Raw genomic sequence first — 15,267 nt, 5'->3', positions numbered from 1 at the left:
ATGACCCATGTCACCATCATTGGCACCGTCATCGCCAAGCCGGAAACCCGCGACGAGCTGCAGGCGCTGCTAAGCGCCCAAGTGGCCCCGACTCGGACCGAACCCGGTTGCCTCAACTATGACTTCCATGTCGATCCCAGCGATCCGTGCTGCTTTGTTTTTTATGAAAACTGGCAGACACAGGCTGATCTGGACGAGCATATGGCCATGCCCCACCTTGCGCCGCTGTTTTCTCAGCTTGAAAGGTTGCTGGCCCGGCCTGTTGAAATCCGGCCTTTGAAGATGCTTTCGGATATGGCGAGTCAGACATGACCGCGATGAGGGGACCAGGCATATTTCTCGCTCAGTTCGCGTCTGACGCCGCGCCTTTCAATAGTCTGCCCGCTATCACGAAGTGGGCAGCGGGGCTGGGCTACAAAGGGGTTCAGATCCCGACATGGGATCGGCGGCTGTTTGATCTGGATCTTTGCGCGGAAAGCCAGACCTATGCTGACGAGGTTGTGGGTGTCTGCTTCGAGGCAGGCGTGGAGATTACCGAGCTTTCGACCCATCTGCAGGGCCAACTGGTTGCCGTAAATCCGGCCTATGACGCGGCCTTCGAAGCATTTGCGCCCGAAGCGGTGAAAGGTAACAGGCAGGCACGACAGGATTGGGCGGTGGCACAGGTCATCAGTGCCGGACGGGCCGCTCGCAAACTTGGGCTTTCTGGGACGGTGAGCTTCACCGGGTCGCTGGCTTTTCCCTTCCTTTACCCATGGCCACAGCGACCAGCCGGTTTGATCGACGAAGCATTTGCCGAGCTTGCCCGCCGTTGGACGCCGATCTTGAATGCCTACGACGAGGTCGGCGTCGATATCGGTTTTGAATTGCATCCCGGCGAAGATGTCTTTGACGGCGCGAGCTGGGAAAGGTTCCTATCGGCTGTGGCAGAACATCCGCGTGCTCGGATCAACTATGACCCATCACATTTCTTACTGCAGGCCATGGATTATCTGGCCTTCATTGACCTCTATCATGACCGCATTTCGGCCTTTCACGTAAAGGATGCCGAGTTTCGACCAGACGGTCGGCAAGGTGTCTATTCCGGCTATTCTGCCTGGTCCGACCGGGCGGGACGATTTCGCAGTCTTGGAGATGGGCAGGTTGATTTCGGCGCTATCTTCACAAAACTAACGCAGCACGGTTATCGCGGCTGGGCGGTGATGGAGTGGGAGTGTTTCCTCAAGTCCCCTGTGCAAGGGGCGGCTGAGGGAGCGCCGTTCATTAAGCAGCATCTGATTGAGGTGACGGGCCAGGCGTTCGATGACTTTGCGGGCGGACAGGTTGATCGTACGGCGCTGTGTGCCATGCTGGGGATTGCGGAATGACCCTGAAACTCGGGATGGTGGGTGGGGGCAGGGGCGCCTTTATCGGCGGAGTGCATCGCATTGCGGCGCGGCTCGACGGCCACTGGGAACTGGTAGCAGGGGCCTTCTCATCTGATCCTAAACGGGCGGCTACGTCAGCGGCAGAGTTGGGGATTGCGGCAGAGCGCAGCTATGGCAGCTTCGTCGAAATGGCTAAAGCAGAGGCAGCACGGCCAGACTGCATCGATGCTGTCGCGATCGTCACGCCCAATCACTTGCACGTCCCAGTCGCCACGGCTTTTTTGCGCGCGGGGATTCCTGTGATCTGCGACAAGCCGCTTGCGACGACTGTCAAAGACGCAGAGGCGCTTGTGCTTCTGGTGGCAGAGACCGGAATACCCTTCATTCTGACCCAAACTTACACCGGCTACCCGATGGTCCGCGAGGCGCGCGCTCTGGTCGCGGCCGGCCGTATCGGGCACGTGCGCCATGTGCAGGTAGAGTATCTACAGGACTGGCTGGCTGAACCGGTCGAGCGTGGGGGTCAGAAACAGGCATCGTGGCGCGCTGACCCAGCGCAGTCTGGGGCGGGCGGGTGCATCGCAGATATCGGCACCCATGCCTTCAACCTTGCCACCTTCGTATCCGGTCTTGTAGCGCATGCCCTGCTGGCTGATCTGACAGCTTTCGTGCCTGGCCGGGCACTTGACGACAATGCGGCACTCCTGCTCCGGTTCCAGGGCGGGGCCAAGGGCATGATCTGGGCAAGCCAAGTAGCGCCGGGCACAAAGAATGGTCTGCGCCTCCGCGTCGTAGGCGATGCCGGGGGCTTGATGTGGGATCAGGAGCACCCCGACGATCTGGAGTTTACGCCTATCGGCCAACCCACACAGACTTTGCGGCGTGGCGGTGAAGGGGTGGTCACAGCATCCCGTTTGCCGGCAGGTCACCCTGAAGGCTATCTTGAGGCCTTTGCCACGCTTTACACAGAGGCCGCGGGAATGGTTCGGAGGTTTCGCGAAAGGGCAAAACCGGATCAAGCGACGATGTTGCCGACGGTGACTGACGGGCTGGCGGGTATGCGCTTTATCTCTGCCGGTGTTCGGTCGCACGAAGGTGGCGCGGTTTGGATCAATCTATGAAAGATGGGATTGACGACAGGACGTCGGCAATTCCGAGGAGCCAGCCCCTCGATTTGCTAAAGGGGAGACTGGGCTGGAATCCTGAATTTGCACTGTATTTTTCTCCAAATGAATGAGTGCCCAATGCACGTTGATGCTGAGTAGTAAGACCACTCGGGACCGGTTTTCATTCCGCTTTAGACCGAATGCGGCACCGACATAAACAGAGCTTGCGCGCCTGCAGCTAGCAGCAAAAAGGGTCCGCTTACCGACGTTTTCGCTGATAAAATGCTGCAAGATGCACGAATGGCCGCTCTGGTGAAGCTGCGCCGCAGCGCCGCTCACCTTGGCGAGCGGCCGCAATGGGCCGATCACGTCAGAAAGGCGATGTTGACTCGCTTCCCTTCACGGTAACCACGCTAACCCGCAAATGAAACATCTGGACGGAAGTGACAGGTCGGCTTTTTAGCGTACTACCTCCACTCACTTGCCTTTCAGAATGGCGGCAATGATCAAGCCAAAGGGTCCGAGGATTGCCCCCCAGAGCGCGCCTTTGCCGCCATCAACGAAGAGGCCGATGATACCGAAGGTGATGGCGCCTGCGATTATGAATTCCATGATGTCGTTTCTTTTCGTGTTGCCGCAGTGCGCTCACGGCACCAGCCCACCAAGTGGGCCAACGTTGTTGTCATGGCTCTAGTCGATCGTCTGGACCCATAAGGTCTCAAGCGCCGCGCGATCAGGTGCACCCGTTGGTGGCAAGTCGTTTTGTTCCTGAAAAGTATGCATGGCATTGCGAGACCCATTCCCCAAAACCCCGTTTGGCGTGCCCGGATCGAAGCCACCAGCGTTCAGCATGGTCTGTATGGCACGGTAGTCGTCGCGGGAGAGGTCAAGTGTTGACCAGCCACAAGCGCCAGCTACAGCCTCGATCGCTTCCTGAACTCCTGCAAGATCAAACTCAGCATCGTGACGCTGGCCGTTGCCGTCTGCTATACGAATGAAAAAGTTATCCGCATCGTAGAGTTCACGAATGAAGCCTTCTGATCCAGTACCGAATAACCCAGCGCCTTTGTTGTTTGTCAGCTCGCTCCAGCGGGTGGATTGTGCCGGCGCGTCGTCGATGCGGTAGGTGATGTCAAATGAGTCTCGCCGTGTGGCGGTCATCACAAAGTCATCCTGAATAAACACGATAGAGGTCACACCCTCACGACACTGGGCTATAAGAGCCGTTACACCGCCGAAGCTGCCTGCGTCATAGGCAGAGTAGTTTATTGCAACCACTGACGGGCTGTCATCGATTGCGGCGCGTTCTTCATTGATCACCCACCAGCCGGCAATCTGATCCCCCTCCTTATGTGCCTGTTCGAACGGCGCGAGGCTATAATCGACGCTGGGGTGGTCCGGGTCCGCCCAGGGTAGTGCAGTATCAATGACCGCATCGCTTCCGGTAGTTGTGGCTGGTTCCTCGGTATCTGGACGCGATGGTGCCGACATAGTTGCATTCGGCGTCACCGGAAATGCGATCCCATAACGCGCCTGCAAAAAGGCCATCTGCAACTGGGCGAGGGTGAGCTTTTCGGTTTCCACACGACTTAGGGCAACCGCCTGGATCAGACCACCCGCAGATGCCGCCTCGCGCTCGGCTGCTTCAACGCGCAACTGTTGGGCGGCCATTTCGCCAAGCAGTTGCTCGGCACGCTCTGGATCTGGCTCAACCGCTGGAACGGTGACTTCGATGGTCGCGCCTGCGGCATCAGCCTCTTTGCGAGCCTCGACGACCGTACGCAACAGTAGCAGCGCTTCACGGCGGCTTTCTGCAAGTATACGGATTAACCCACCATCGTAGCGGGCGATCGTGCCGTCAACTTCGCTGATCTGACTTTCGATGGCCGCAATTTCTGCGTCCAGGGCAGAGCTCTCCTGAGCAAGTGCATTGCCAGCGAGGCAGGTGCTGATCATCAGGGAGGCGGTAAGTGTGTACAATTTGGTCATATGGAGGGTCCTCTGGGCAGGTACGACTTAGCCGCGGCCAATATCGTTGAGGATCGTGTGGCCCCGCTCGGCCATGCAACGATCGACGACGCGGCGGGGTCCATAGGTCACAAGATCGTAGGAGTAATCATTAGCTGCTGCGCCCGCGGCCATGCCTGATGCTGCGCCATAAGCAGTAAGCTCACGTTGATAGTTTGTGCCGCCGCCCACGACAGCGCCAGTGATTGCGCCAAGAAGGAGCCCAGTCATCAGGTTTGCGCCCATCTGTTCCTGCTGGCGCTGGCGATAGTCCGCTTCAACCTGTACGGCGACCGCTCGACAAGCTTCCAAGTCACGCTCAAAGCGCGGCATATCCGTGCGTTGCTGATCCACAACGGGGCGGTACTCGGTCAGCGGTTCGAGCTCGGCGCAGCCAGCAAGTAGTGCCACAGCGATTAGGCCAATAGACCGAGTTTTCGTCAAAAAATTCATGCAGCAGCTCCTTTTCCCTTCCCGTGAGCAGAACGGGAGGGTTATGCTGGGGTGAGCCCCCAGGTTTGTGATACGTCTAATAACGTGACGGGCTTGTCACGAATCGGCATTCTGACCCCCTAAGGGTCCGACGGTCCGGTTGGTGAGTCAATCAAAAAACTAGACGCATGTATTCGTGCGACATATAGGTGAGGACGCAGGGTGACTCGCAAGAAGGGCAAACAGCTGAACTGGGGTGTCGAACGTCGATATGAGTTCATCGAGTTTCGCCTGTTTTGGAATGGGCGAATAAACCGAGGGGACTTGATGGACGCGTTTGGGGTTTCAACACAGCAGGCATCGCTGGACCTGAACGCCTATATCGAACAGGCTAAGCGCAATCTCGTCTATGATAAGAGCCTGCGCACATATCTGCGCGGCAAGCACTTCAAGCCTAAATACCTCAAGCCTGATGCGGAGGAGTATTTCGCTCAGCTGCGGGCGGTCGATCAGGGGTTGGTCAGTGCCGACCAGAGCTGGATTAGCTTTTTCCCGAGTTTTGGAGCAACGCCCACGCCTGCGCGTGGTGTGACGCCTGAGACTCTGCGGGACGTGCTGGCAGCGATCCGCGAGCCAGCAGCCTTGCAGGTGACCTATCAGTCCATGTCGCGACCTGAGCCCAGCGCGCGCTGGATTGAACCGCATGCCTTGGCCTTTGACGGGTTCCGCTGGCATGCTCGCGCGTTTTGTCAGAACGACCAAGTGTTCAAGGACTTTTTGTTATCGCGGATCGTTGAGGTTGGCGAAACGGGGCCTGTGACTGCTGAGCCCAGCGCTGATGCGGCATGGCACACAGAGATCGTGCTAGAGATTGGTCCGCACCCCGACCTCTCAGATAATCAGCGCCGGGCGATTGAGATGGATTACGGAATGGACGGGGGCAGGGCGCAAATCAGGGTCCGCCGAGCGCTCCTATTTTATGCCCTTAAGCGACTTGGACTAGATACCGACCCAGCGGCGCGGCGCCCACAGGATCAGCAGATTGTTCTTTTGAACCGGGACAGTGTCATCGAGCTTGGAAATGAACCTGCGTGATGAAATCATTCGGCGGCTTCTTGATGTTTTGCGTGAGGTGACTGAGTGAATCCGGCTGAAATCTCTGATGCACTCGCTGCCTTGGCTGCCAAGCCCTATGATCCGGTCGAGTTTCCCTTCGAGTTCGCGGCGGCGACGGACAATAACCCTGCCACCATCGCCAAGCTCCAAAATGGATCCTTCAATAAATCGGACCTCCCCGGCGGGGTCCTGATGAACCAGAAGTTCCATTTCGCGCCAGCCCTGAACGGGATGACTTCGGTCACCCTGGACGCGCTGCGCGCCAATAAGCGGACCCTGAAACACAAACCCGCCATCCTGATCACCTCGGACGGGGTCGAGGTCTCCGCAGAACACCTGAAATCCGGCGATACGCTCCACTGCGCATTCACGGAGCTGGGGGACCGGTTCGGCTTCTTCCTGCCCGCGGCCGGAAAGGAACGCTACCGGGCCGCAGAAGAGAACCCGGTCGACATCAAGGTCGCAGGCAAGCTAGCCAAGCTCTATGACGCGCTGATCCGGCGCAACCCGGACTGGGCCGCCGAGGACCGGCGGCATGATATGAACCAGCTGATGACCCGGCTGATCTTCTGCCTCTTCGCGGAGGATGTGGGGATCTTCCCGGACAACCAGTTCAGCCGCCTCATCTTCACCCACGCGGGCGACAAAGGGGAGGGGATGCGCGAGGTGCTGATCAGCGCATTCACCGCCATGAACACCTCCCGGGACAAGCGTGATGCGCTGCCCGCCTGGACGCGTGAGTTCGAATACGTGAACGGGGGCCTCTTCGCAGGTGCGATCGACGCGCCGATGTTTGACGCCCCCTCCGCCCGCTACCTGCGGGACGTGAGCGCGGAGGACTGGAAGGGAATCAACCCGGACATTTTCGGCTCCATGATCCAGTCAGTGACCAACGCAGAGCTGCGCTCCGAGTTGGGGATGCATTACACCTCCGTCCCGAACATCATGAAAGTGCTGGGGCCCTTGTTCCTGGATGAGCTGGACGCAGAGATCGACAGGTCCTGGGATCGGGAGCGCGCTCTGCGCCAGGTGCTGGACCGGATCTCGAAGATCCGGGTATTTGACCCGGCCTGCGGGTCCGGAAACTTCTTGGTGGTCGCTTACCGGGCCCTGCGCGAGCGGGAGATCACCATCCTGAGCCGTATCTCGGAGCTGACCGGCGGCACCCAGACCGAGATGTGGTCCGTCATCCCGATCCGGAACTTCTACGGGATCGAGCTGACCGATTTCGCGGTGGAGACCGCAAAGCTGGCGCTGTTCATCGCAGAGTATCAAGCGAACGCGCAGTTCAAGGAGGCGTTCGGGCGCAAGCCGGCTGACCTGCCGTTGCGAGACGCGGCGAATGTGGTCTGCGGGAACGCGCTGCGGCTGGACTGGGAGGCGGTCTGCCCGGTCCCGGAGGATGGGGGTGAGGTGTTCATCGCCGGGAACCCACCGTTTCTGGGCTCGACGAACCAAAGCAAAGAACAAAAAGCTGATCTTGCCCACGTCTTCGCGGGCCAAGTTGAGAGCTTTGCGGCCTTTGATTATGTCGCTGGCTGGTTCTATAAGGTTTCGCTCTACCTTCGGGGAAGGACTGCTAGATCTGCGTTTGTGTCGACCAACTCCCTCTGTCAGGGGCAATCAGTAGCAGCATTCTGGCCGCACTTGCTTAGAGATGATCTAGAAATTGGATTTGCTCATACGTCATTCAAATGGCGCAATAACGCTTCAGCTAATGCTACCGTCATGTGTGTCGTTGTAGGACTTCGTAACCGATCAGGACTTCCGGCCCGTTTATTCAGTGCCGGTGTTTCGATGGATACGTCGAATATCAACGCTTACTTGGTTCCGTATCAAAACATATACATTGAAGGGACTAGAAATGGTCTCTTCAGCCTTCCACCAATGGATTACGGAAACAAGCCGGTGGAGCAAGGGCATCTTTTGCTCGACCAAGCGGAAAGGGACGATCTCATTCGGGAAAATCCAGGCATTAAAAAGTTCATCAGACCTTTCATGGGGTCAAACGAAGTTGTGAAAGGCACAACCCGTTACTGTTTTTGGATCCGCGATGAAGAATTATTGGAAGCGCGTGAGTTTGAAGAGATTAGAATTAGGATAGGTCGCGTAGAAGCGTTTCGTCGAGGCAGCACCGATGCGTACGTCAGGGAAAAACTTCTTCCCCGATCACATGCCTTCAAACAAGTTTTTGAAGCAAAAAGACATACGATTGCAGTCCCGATCCATACAGGTGAGACGCGGCCTTACCTCCCGGTCGCCCGATTTTCGTCAGATGTGATCTTCTCTAACGCGGCTATGGCCCTTTATGACGCCCCTGACTGGTGTGTCGCAGTGATCGCCTCGCGCCTGCATCTGGTCTGGATCAGCACTGTCTGCGGGAAACTGGAGACGCGGTTCCGGTATTCCAACACCCTCGGCTGGAACACTTTCCCGGTCCCGAAATTCACCGAGGACCAGCTGGCCGCGCTGACCAAATCCGCCATGGCGATCCTGCGCTGCCGGCTCACCCATCACCCGAAGACGATCGCGGACCTCTACGACCCGGACAAGATGCCGGAGGACCTGCGCGCCGCCCACAAGGCGAATGATGACCTCCTGGAGAGCATGTATATCGGCCGTCCTTTCCGGAACGACACGGAGCGGCTGGAACACCTGTTCAAGCTCTACGCAGCCCGGGTCAAGAAACTGAAGAAGGGGGCCGCCTGATGTCCGATTTCGTCAAGGTAACCTACGGCCAGACCGGCAAGACCCAGGCACCCAACCCGATGGGGATGCGCCCGATGCAGGCCCGGGTCTATGAGGCCCGCGCCGCCCAGTTCATCCTCCTGAAGGCCCCGCCCGCCGCTGGGAAATCCCGCGCGCTGATGTTCGTGGCGCTCGATAAGCTGGAGAACCAGGGGGTCGGGAAGGTGATCATCTGCGTTCCGGAAACCTCGATCGGGGCGTCGTTTCGGTCCACCGATCTCACCTCCTACGGCTTCTTCGCGGACTGGGAGGTCCAGACCCGGTGGAACCTGTGCCTCAACGGGGCCGAAGAAGGATCCACGACCCGCAAGGTGCGCGCGGTGAAGGAATTCATGGCATCTGACGACCGGGTTTTGGTCTGCACTCACGCCACCTTTCGGTTTGCTTTTGATGAGATTGCGGAGGACAAGGGGACGGCGGCGTTTGATGACTGCCTTATCGCGATTGACGAGTTCCATCACGTCAGCGCCGGGGATGACAACCGGCTGGGCGAGATCCTGCGCCGGATCCTGAACCGGGGTCAGGCACATGTGATGGCAATGACCGGGTCCTATTTCCGTGGTGACAGCATCCCGGTCCTGCGTCCCGAGGATGAGGCGCTGTTCCGGTCCATCACCTACAGCTACTACGAGCAGCTGGACGGGTACCGGTTCCTGAAAAGCCTCGGGATTTCCTACAGCTTCTACCGGGACACGTACATCAGCGCGATCCCAGATGTGCTGAACCCGGACCTTAAGACGATCATCCACATCCCGCACCGCGGAGGGGCGGAGGCTTATGACGTCAAACAGGCGGAGGTGGGTGCGATCCTGAACGTGCTCGGGACCGTAATCGGCAAGGAGGAGGCAACCGGGTTCGATCTCGTTCGGCAGCCGGACGGACGGGTCCTGAAGGTGGCGGACCTAGTCGATGACGGTCCGGAACGGGACCGGGTCAAGGCGTCCCTCACGCGCGAGATCCTCGGGCCGGACGGGAAACGGGATGATGTGGCGGACCGGGCCAAGGTGGACATCATCATCGCGCTTGGGATGGCGATGGAGGGGTTCGACTGGGTCTGGTGCGAGCATGCGCTGACCATCGGGTACCGGTCCTCCCTCACCCAGATCGTGCAGATCATCGGCCGCGCGACAAGGGACGCGCCCGGCAAGCGCCACGCCCAGTTCACCAACCTGGTGGCGGAGCCCGGGGTCGAGACCGGGGTGGTCACGGACGCGGTCAACGACATGCTCAAGGCGATCTCTGGGGCGCTGCTGATGGAGCAGGTCCTGCAACCGAACTTCAAGTTCTACCGGCGCGAGGACGGGGATTACCGGCCTCCGGTCGAGGTGGATGATGAGGGTCGGGTCCATATCGGGATCGGAGGCCTGATGGTCCCGCCCACCTCCCGGGCGCGCGAGATCGTCGAGAACGACATGCACGAGCTGGTCGCCAAGGCGTGCCAGCAAATCGACCGGCGTACCGTGGCGGATGACGTGGCGCCGGAGGTAGCGACCCAGATGGTCCTGACCGAGATCATCGAGAAGAGCTACGAGAACCTGACCGCGGACGAGACGGAGTCGATCCGCCAAGACTTGGCCGCCCGGATGAACATCGCCGCAATCGCCCGCAAGATGGCGCTGGAGGAGACCGAGGCGGGGAAGGGGTCTGACATGGATGACGCCGAGGGGACCGTGCCGGAGGAAAAGGACGCCCCGGACGCGTTGAATCTGATTCGGATGGTGAAGAAGTTCATCAACGTGCGCGAGCTGGATATCGACCTGATCGATAGCATCAACCCGTTCCGGGAGGGGTTCGACGTCGCCTCCAAGGCGCTCGACACGCCGCTGCTCCAGCAGATCCAGAGCGCGATGGTGGCCCAACGGATCCAGATGACCGAAGAGGAGGCGCTGGTCCTGTGGCCCCGGATCAAGCGGTTCACAACGCAAGAGGGGCGCCCACCCAACCCACACGCGGCGGACGACCTGGAGCGTCGTCTGGCGGAGGCGCACGCGTACATCCGCACCAAGAAGGCCGAACGGCTACGCGCCGCCCAAGGGGGCGCGTAACGCATGGCCCGGTACCGGTCGATCGAGGAGATCCTCGGGGAGGAGGACGATCTGGGGCTTCTGAATGTGACGCTCCGGCCCCGCGCCGCCCGCCGCCCTGAGGGGGAACGGGACGCCGAGCTGGTCCGGGAGGTAAACCGGTTCTTTGAGCGGACCGGTCGGGTGCCGGACCCTGAAGCGGCGGATTACGAGGAGATGCGCCTCGCGATCCTCTGGGCCGGGCTGGCCAGGTGCGGACCCGCGGGTCATCTTGCGGAGGAGGACGTGAACGGGCTCCTGTCTGGTGTGTCCCTGACCCTGACCGCTGAGCCCGCCGCACCGGAGCGCGACTGGCGCGATGAGCCCGATGCGGATGAGGTCCCCACCTCGCTCGATGACATCTTCGATGATGACGAGCTGGACGTCTCGGACGCGTTCACGGCGATCAAGCATGTGACTCCGGCGGAGGACCGACTGGTTCCGGACCACCGGGCCGAATTCTACCCCTGCCACGATTTTGAGCGGTTCCGTGATATGTTCGCGCAGACGCAAGCCGCGCTTGAGGCGGGGGAGCGGGAGGTGCGCTCGATCAACCATAACGAGGAGGTCCGAGTCGATGAGGGTTCTCTGTTCATCCGCAAGGGGCTTCTTACCTACGTGGCGGAGAAGGCGGAGATGACCGCCCGGGCGGGCAAACGGGACCACCGGCTCCGGATCATCTTCTCAAACGGGATGGAGAGTGACCCGCTTCTGTCCTCGTTCCGGAAGGCCTTGGCGGATGATGCAACCGCGCGCGCCATCCACCGGCACGGGATCGGTGCGATGGACCCAGCCTGGGAGGCTGACCGGATCGACCTGACCGGGACGGTCTACGTGGTCCGGAGCAAATCCAGAGAGCCGGCGATTGCGGAGGTCAGCGGGATCCTTCTTAAAATCGGGGTAACCACGCAGGAGGTGCGGCGCCGGATCGCAGACGCGCGCAACGACCCGACGTTTCTGCTGGCCCCCGTAGAACTAGTCGCGACCTATGATCTTGTGAACCTGTCCTGGCGGAAGGTTGAACAGCTCCTGCACCGCTTCTTCGACGCTGCCCGGCCACGGGACCTGTGGATCACGGACCGGTTTGGTCGGAAGGTCTACCCGCGGGAATGGTTCTATGTCCTACCAGAACATGTTAGCCGGGCGGTGCAGGCGATCCGGGAAAGTAATCTCCATGAACTGGAATACGACCCGGAGAGCCAGGCCATCAGAAAGAAGAGGTGAAGGTGACTAGTGATGCTAAGGCGAGGACCGGCGGACGCATTCAGACGGCTTCAGACCAGGCACTCGGTTGTGCTGTTCGGTCTGGTGGCATTTTAACGGATGGTGATTTTGCGGTGACAGATGCCCAGCGCGATGAGTGCCCAGTGCGGGATCGGTCAGGCGAAGGTGCTCCGACTAAGGCCGATCTAATCCCCCCGCTGGAGACTCGAGCCGCCGCTGCGCGCGTAATTGCAGAAAGTGGTGAAATGCCCCGCGATGATCTGATTGTAGCAACTGCGCGCATCCTTGGCTTTGCCAAGACTGGCAGAGAGCTCCATGCTCAGATTGATCGGGCATTGCCTAAGAGGCCAACGTGAGCACCTTGTATCGAAGGGTTAGGCACTAAAGCATGTTTGGCCTGGGCAAAAAAGACGAAGACGGCAAACAGGTCCGAATTGAGCACCGTGGAAAGTATACGCGTGCCTCGCGTACTGGGGGCGTGGCCGTTCGTGCCGAAAAGAAGGTCGGCCCGGTCAATCTGACCGCCAATTCGTCCAAGGGCCTGCGTGCATCAACGCGCATCGCGAACGGCACCCGCGTCGCCTTGCAGAATGGCCGGTTTCAGCTAATCGGACGCTGGCGGTCGGGCCCTCTTGGCTTTAACCTGTCCAAAACCGGCGTCAGCGCATCTGTGAAGAACAAAGCTGGCACCTTTAATTTTCTCAAACCGCAGTATTCATCCTTTAAACTTGCTGGAATCCAATTGCGCGGACGGAAGGCAGCAGAACTACAGATGATCTATATGCTGATCATGGCCGTGGTGTTTGCCGCCGTCTTTGGCGTGAAGATCTTCGTGTTTCTGGCTTGGCTCTTATCGTTGCCTGTCTTGTTCATCTGGGACTTGATCGTCGGGTTTGTGCAAGGCGTGCGCAGTAGCTGATCTTACCAGGTAGAACTGCCAACGTATCGTGTGCCCAGCGCTCGGGCCACCCAGTCACCCTTCCGCCATCGGCACCCAAACAGAGAATACCCCACTTTCGTCTGTGATCCTTTGCTCGATTCGCGCCGCTTGCTCTGCGGCATCAATCGCATCAAGGATCTTGGCCTGCGCGGCATTGAAGGCCAGAGCCTCATCAATGCTTTCGGTCTGATGGTTCAGCCCCGTGGTGCTGTCATGCCAGATGAAGGCGTCAAAGCCTGCGAGATCATCGCGTGCGGGATCGACCAGTTCCCAAGTCTCGGCACCGTCATCGCCGATGCGCACACCATTTATCACGCGCGCCGCGGCATGATCCTGCTTTAACGCGGCGAAGCGACGTCGATCGTAATCCCGAGCAGCGACCAGGCTTTCATGGATCTGCCCATCGGCGGTGCGGAAGACGTTTTCTGCGATGTGGTCACCAAAGTACATGATGGCCTCAGGGCGCGTGCGCAGATCGTAACACCATTTCAGCCACCCTTCGGCTGTCGCGTGGTCGGGGTCCGCACTTTGGGCTGCATCAACTTCAATTGTATCCATCATGCCGAGCATGACCTCATACCCCTGCGCATAGTCGAACTCCGTCACACCGGCCGCGTCAAAGACCCGCTGCAATGTCTGATATGCGCCGTCGCACACACCCATGTCTTTGAAGAATTGCAATGTGGTTTTCATCCGACGGCCCCATATGTGCGTGCTGATCCGGCCAGCCATGTGACGGCATGCCCGTTGGTGTTGATGGCTTTGCCGCCTGCCGCGCCGGGGTTGCCTGCGGTAATGGAAGTTGGCTCTTCAAAACCACCTGTGTCTATCAGGCCAGCGCCGCCGGCTGCACCCCAGCCACCACCACCGCCTGCCAACGGCGTGATGAAGGCCCCGTTGTTGGCGCTGTCTCGGTAAACCGCGAAGGTATCGCTGCGTCCGGCTTGTCCGGCCCCACCGCCGGGGGCCGCAAAGGCGGTATCAAATGCTGAGCCAAACGGCTTTACTGGCCGCAAGTCCGCAAAGCCCGTATCCGCGGTGACCTGTATGCGACTTGTCGTCGTAAACACCTCACCCACACCGCCCGCAGTGCCTGGTATGACCCGGCCGCCACCTTGCCCCGATATGCCACCGATCTTGTACGGACCGGGGTTTCCACTTCCACCACCCATTCCAGTCTCCTTTTAAAGCCCGCCACCTTCTTGCATGGCCGCACCACTCGCGCCGCCTGCGCCGCCGTGCGTGGCAATTGTTTGTCCTGCCCAGCTGTTGGCATCGAGTGCCACGGTACCAACCTGTCCGATCGGCCCGCCTGCGCCAAAACTGCCAAGTGTTGTCCCGTTGGTGTTGCCTATGTTGGCAGGACCACCGCGACCCCCACCTGCGCCACCGCCGCCGGAGGCGTAGATCCTTGCATTGGTAACGATGATTGCTGGTGTGCCGGTTTGGGCTGCACCCCCACCACCGCCACCACCGATATAGCCGCCCGCATTATCAATGCTGATCGGACCGGTCAGGGCGATGGCTGGCCCACCCGGTGTTGGCGCGACGTATGTGACACGGTCGGCTTGCAGATAGCCGCCATCCCCGCCCTTGCCGATGATGAAGCCTTTGTTGATCAGTGTGAGCCCACCAGGGAAAGCGCCGCCCATATCGAGTGCCGGTGTCGCGGCACTATCGGACCAAATGTAGATTCCGGCCGCGATTGTGACCCTCGCGGCAGATACCCCATTCCAGCCTTGGCCCAAGAGGTAACTGCGCAAGTTCAAATGCAGCTGATGCGCGGTGAGTGTGTGCGAGAACTGCGCAGACTTGCCCCTGAGGCTGAGTTTGCCGATGGGCCCGGTCGGCACGCCCGCGAGTGCGCGCACGGCCGCTTCGCCAAGCGAGATGGTCGCCGTGGCGGGGCGGCCAAGCTCGGTGTTAACGGCCGAGAGTGAGAGCGGCCCTATGGTAGGAAGCGGCATGGGTCACGGGCTCCCAAAGGCTGTGACATTGCCCAGCACAGTCAGATTGCCCGAGGCGTCGAGCACCATGATATTGGTGCCGTTGTGGCGAAAGGTCAGGGTCGTGCCCGTGGCATGTGCCGTGAAGGCGCCCCAGCGGGCTCCCACTTCGACGATCTGCTCTGTGCCATCAGCGCGCTTAAGAAAGAGCTTTCCATCGCGGGTGTTGATTGCGAGCTCGCCCAGATCAAGCTGAGCCGTTGTTGGCACCTTGGTGGCAACCGAAGAGCGTTTCATACGAATGATACTGGCCATGTG

Annotated in this window: 15 protein-coding genes; 8 read left to right on the top strand and 7 right to left on the bottom strand. The window is 59.7% G+C overall.

Annotation, left to right across the window (positions count from 1 at the left end; all coding sequences use genetic code 11):
- Genes LOKVESSMR4R_RS12940 through LOKVESSMR4R_RS12930 form a run of 3 tightly spaced genes read left to right on the top strand, consistent with a single transcriptional unit; the run spans position 1 to position 2,488 of the window.
- Positions 1–312 carry a putative quinol monooxygenase gene (locus LOKVESSMR4R_RS12940; protein WP_087209028.1) on the top strand — a complete coding sequence of 104 codons (312 nt, stop codon included), beginning with the start codon at positions 1–3 and terminating at the stop codon, positions 310–312.
- Complete coding sequence (locus tag LOKVESSMR4R_RS12935; RefSeq protein WP_087209026.1) at positions 309–1,367, top strand: sugar phosphate isomerase/epimerase family protein; 1,059 nt, start codon at positions 309–311, stop codon at positions 1,365–1,367. Before LOKVESSMR4R_RS12940 ends, LOKVESSMR4R_RS12935 begins: the two co-directional genes overlap by 4 nt.
- Entirely contained in the window at positions 1,364–2,488 is a 1,125-nt protein-coding gene (locus LOKVESSMR4R_RS12930; protein ID WP_087209023.1) for a Gfo/Idh/MocA family protein, read from the top strand. The genes LOKVESSMR4R_RS12935 and LOKVESSMR4R_RS12930 overlap by 4 nt, the downstream gene beginning before the upstream one ends.
- Positions 2,489–2,950: 462 nt before the next feature.
- Here LOKVESSMR4R_RS12930 and LOKVESSMR4R_RS20720 read toward each other — a convergent pair whose 3' ends face one another.
- From LOKVESSMR4R_RS20720 to LOKVESSMR4R_RS12920, 3 genes are all read right to left on the bottom strand, one after another.
- The gene (locus LOKVESSMR4R_RS20720; RefSeq protein ID WP_257790132.1) at positions 2,951–3,085 is read right to left on the bottom strand and encodes a hypothetical protein; all 135 of its coding nucleotides are present in this window, start codon (positions 3,083–3,085) and stop codon (positions 2,951–2,953) included.
- A gap of 78 nt (positions 3,086–3,163) precedes the next feature.
- Entirely contained in the window at positions 3,164–4,462 is a 1,299-nt protein-coding gene (locus LOKVESSMR4R_RS12925) for a peptidoglycan-binding domain-containing protein (protein ID WP_087209020.1), read from the bottom strand.
- 27 nt (positions 4,463–4,489) lie between these two features.
- Positions 4,490–4,933 carry a glycine zipper family protein gene (locus LOKVESSMR4R_RS12920; RefSeq protein WP_087209018.1) on the bottom strand — a complete coding sequence of 148 codons (444 nt, stop codon included), beginning with the start codon at positions 4,931–4,933 and terminating at the stop codon, positions 4,490–4,492.
- 201 nt (positions 4,934–5,134) lie between these two features.
- Between LOKVESSMR4R_RS12920 and LOKVESSMR4R_RS12915 the strand changes: the two genes are divergently transcribed.
- The 5 genes from LOKVESSMR4R_RS12915 (at position 5,135) to LOKVESSMR4R_RS12895 (ending at position 12,982) form a co-directional block, all read left to right on the top strand.
- Positions 5,135–6,007 carry a WYL domain-containing protein gene (locus LOKVESSMR4R_RS12915; protein WP_204248672.1) on the top strand — a complete coding sequence of 291 codons (873 nt, stop codon included), beginning with the start codon at positions 5,135–5,137 and terminating at the stop codon, positions 6,005–6,007.
- Between the two features lie 45 nt (positions 6,008–6,052).
- The gene (locus tag LOKVESSMR4R_RS12910) at positions 6,053–8,737 is read left to right on the top strand and encodes a class I SAM-dependent DNA methyltransferase (protein WP_087209014.1); all 2,685 of its coding nucleotides are present in this window, start codon (positions 6,053–6,055) and stop codon (positions 8,735–8,737) included.
- Positions 8,737–10,821, top strand: coding sequence for a DEAD/DEAH box helicase (locus tag LOKVESSMR4R_RS12905; protein WP_087209011.1), 2,085 nt, complete (start codon positions 8,737–8,739; stop codon positions 10,819–10,821). The genes LOKVESSMR4R_RS12910 and LOKVESSMR4R_RS12905 overlap by 1 nt, the downstream gene beginning before the upstream one ends.
- Positions 10,822–10,824: 3 nt before the next feature.
- On the top strand, positions 10,825–12,063 hold the full coding sequence (locus tag LOKVESSMR4R_RS12900; RefSeq protein ID WP_087209007.1) for a GIY-YIG nuclease family protein: 1,239 nt from the start codon (positions 10,825–10,827) through the stop codon (positions 12,061–12,063).
- A gap of 388 nt (positions 12,064–12,451) precedes the next feature.
- Entirely contained in the window at positions 12,452–12,982 is a 531-nt protein-coding gene (locus tag LOKVESSMR4R_RS12895) for a hypothetical protein (RefSeq protein WP_087209002.1), read from the top strand.
- A 54-nt stretch (positions 12,983–13,036) separates the two neighbouring features.
- On the opposite strand, the gene LOKVESSMR4R_RS12890 is transcribed toward LOKVESSMR4R_RS12895, so the two are convergent.
- From LOKVESSMR4R_RS12890 to LOKVESSMR4R_RS12875, 4 genes are read right to left on the bottom strand one after another with little or no spacing between them, the layout of a single operon-like run.
- Positions 13,037–13,696 carry a hypothetical protein gene (locus tag LOKVESSMR4R_RS12890; RefSeq protein WP_087208999.1) on the bottom strand — a complete coding sequence of 220 codons (660 nt, stop codon included), beginning with the start codon at positions 13,694–13,696 and terminating at the stop codon, positions 13,037–13,039.
- Complete coding sequence (locus LOKVESSMR4R_RS20240; protein WP_157898223.1) at positions 13,693–14,175, bottom strand: hypothetical protein; 483 nt, start codon at positions 14,173–14,175, stop codon at positions 13,693–13,695. Before LOKVESSMR4R_RS20240 ends, LOKVESSMR4R_RS12890 begins: the two co-directional genes overlap by 4 nt.
- A gap of 12 nt (positions 14,176–14,187) precedes the next feature.
- On the bottom strand, positions 14,188–14,970 hold the full coding sequence (locus tag LOKVESSMR4R_RS20235; RefSeq protein ID WP_157898222.1) for a hypothetical protein: 783 nt from the start codon (positions 14,968–14,970) through the stop codon (positions 14,188–14,190).
- Positions 14,971–14,973: 3 nt separating this feature from the next.
- On the bottom strand, positions 14,974–15,264 hold the full coding sequence (locus tag LOKVESSMR4R_RS12875; RefSeq protein ID WP_157898221.1) for a hypothetical protein: 291 nt from the start codon (positions 15,262–15,264) through the stop codon (positions 14,974–14,976).
- Between the last annotated feature and the right edge of the window lie 3 nt (positions 15,265–15,267).

Origin of the sequence: Yoonia vestfoldensis, assembly GCF_002158905.1 — a bacterium.
GTDB lineage: Bacteria > Pseudomonadota > Alphaproteobacteria > Rhodobacterales > Rhodobacteraceae > Yoonia > Yoonia vestfoldensis_B.
The sequence above is the reverse complement of the archived record's forward strand: the minus strand, read 5'-3'. Positions and strand labels throughout refer to the sequence as shown.

Coding starts and splice junctions, on each gene's coding strand:
- LOKVESSMR4R_RS12935 (WP_087209026.1), top strand. CDS start 309: ATGACCGCGATGAGGGGACCAGGCATATTTCTCGCTCAGTTCGCGTCT.
- LOKVESSMR4R_RS12900 (WP_087209007.1), top strand. CDS start 10,825: ATGGCCCGGTACCGGTCGATCGAGGAGATCCTCGGGGAGGAGGACGAT.
- LOKVESSMR4R_RS20240 (WP_157898223.1), bottom strand. CDS start 14,175: ATGGGTGGTGGAAGTGGAAACCCCGGTCCGTACAAGATCGGTGGCATA.
- LOKVESSMR4R_RS12930 (WP_087209023.1), top strand. CDS start 1,364: ATGACCCTGAAACTCGGGATGGTGGGTGGGGGCAGGGGCGCCTTTATC.
- LOKVESSMR4R_RS12875 (WP_157898221.1), bottom strand. CDS start 15,264: ATGGCCAGTATCATTCGTATGAAACGCTCTTCGGTTGCCACCAAGGTG.
- LOKVESSMR4R_RS12890 (WP_087208999.1), bottom strand. CDS start 13,696: ATGAAAACCACATTGCAATTCTTCAAAGACATGGGTGTGTGCGACGGC.
- LOKVESSMR4R_RS12895 (WP_087209002.1), top strand. CDS start 12,452: ATGTTTGGCCTGGGCAAAAAAGACGAAGACGGCAAACAGGTCCGAATT.
- LOKVESSMR4R_RS20235 (WP_157898222.1), bottom strand. CDS start 14,970: ATGCCGCTTCCTACCATAGGGCCGCTCTCACTCTCGGCCGTTAACACC.
- LOKVESSMR4R_RS12940 (WP_087209028.1), top strand. CDS start 1: ATGACCCATGTCACCATCATTGGCACCGTCATCGCCAAGCCGGAAACC.
- LOKVESSMR4R_RS12925 (WP_087209020.1), bottom strand. CDS start 4,462: ATGACCAAATTGTACACACTTACCGCCTCCCTGATGATCAGCACCTGC.
- LOKVESSMR4R_RS20720 (WP_257790132.1), bottom strand. CDS start 3,085: ATGGAATTCATAATCGCAGGCGCCATCACCTTCGGTATCATCGGCCTC.
- LOKVESSMR4R_RS12920 (WP_087209018.1), bottom strand. CDS start 4,933: ATGAATTTTTTGACGAAAACTCGGTCTATTGGCCTAATCGCTGTGGCA.
- LOKVESSMR4R_RS12905 (WP_087209011.1), top strand. CDS start 8,737: ATGTCCGATTTCGTCAAGGTAACCTACGGCCAGACCGGCAAGACCCAG.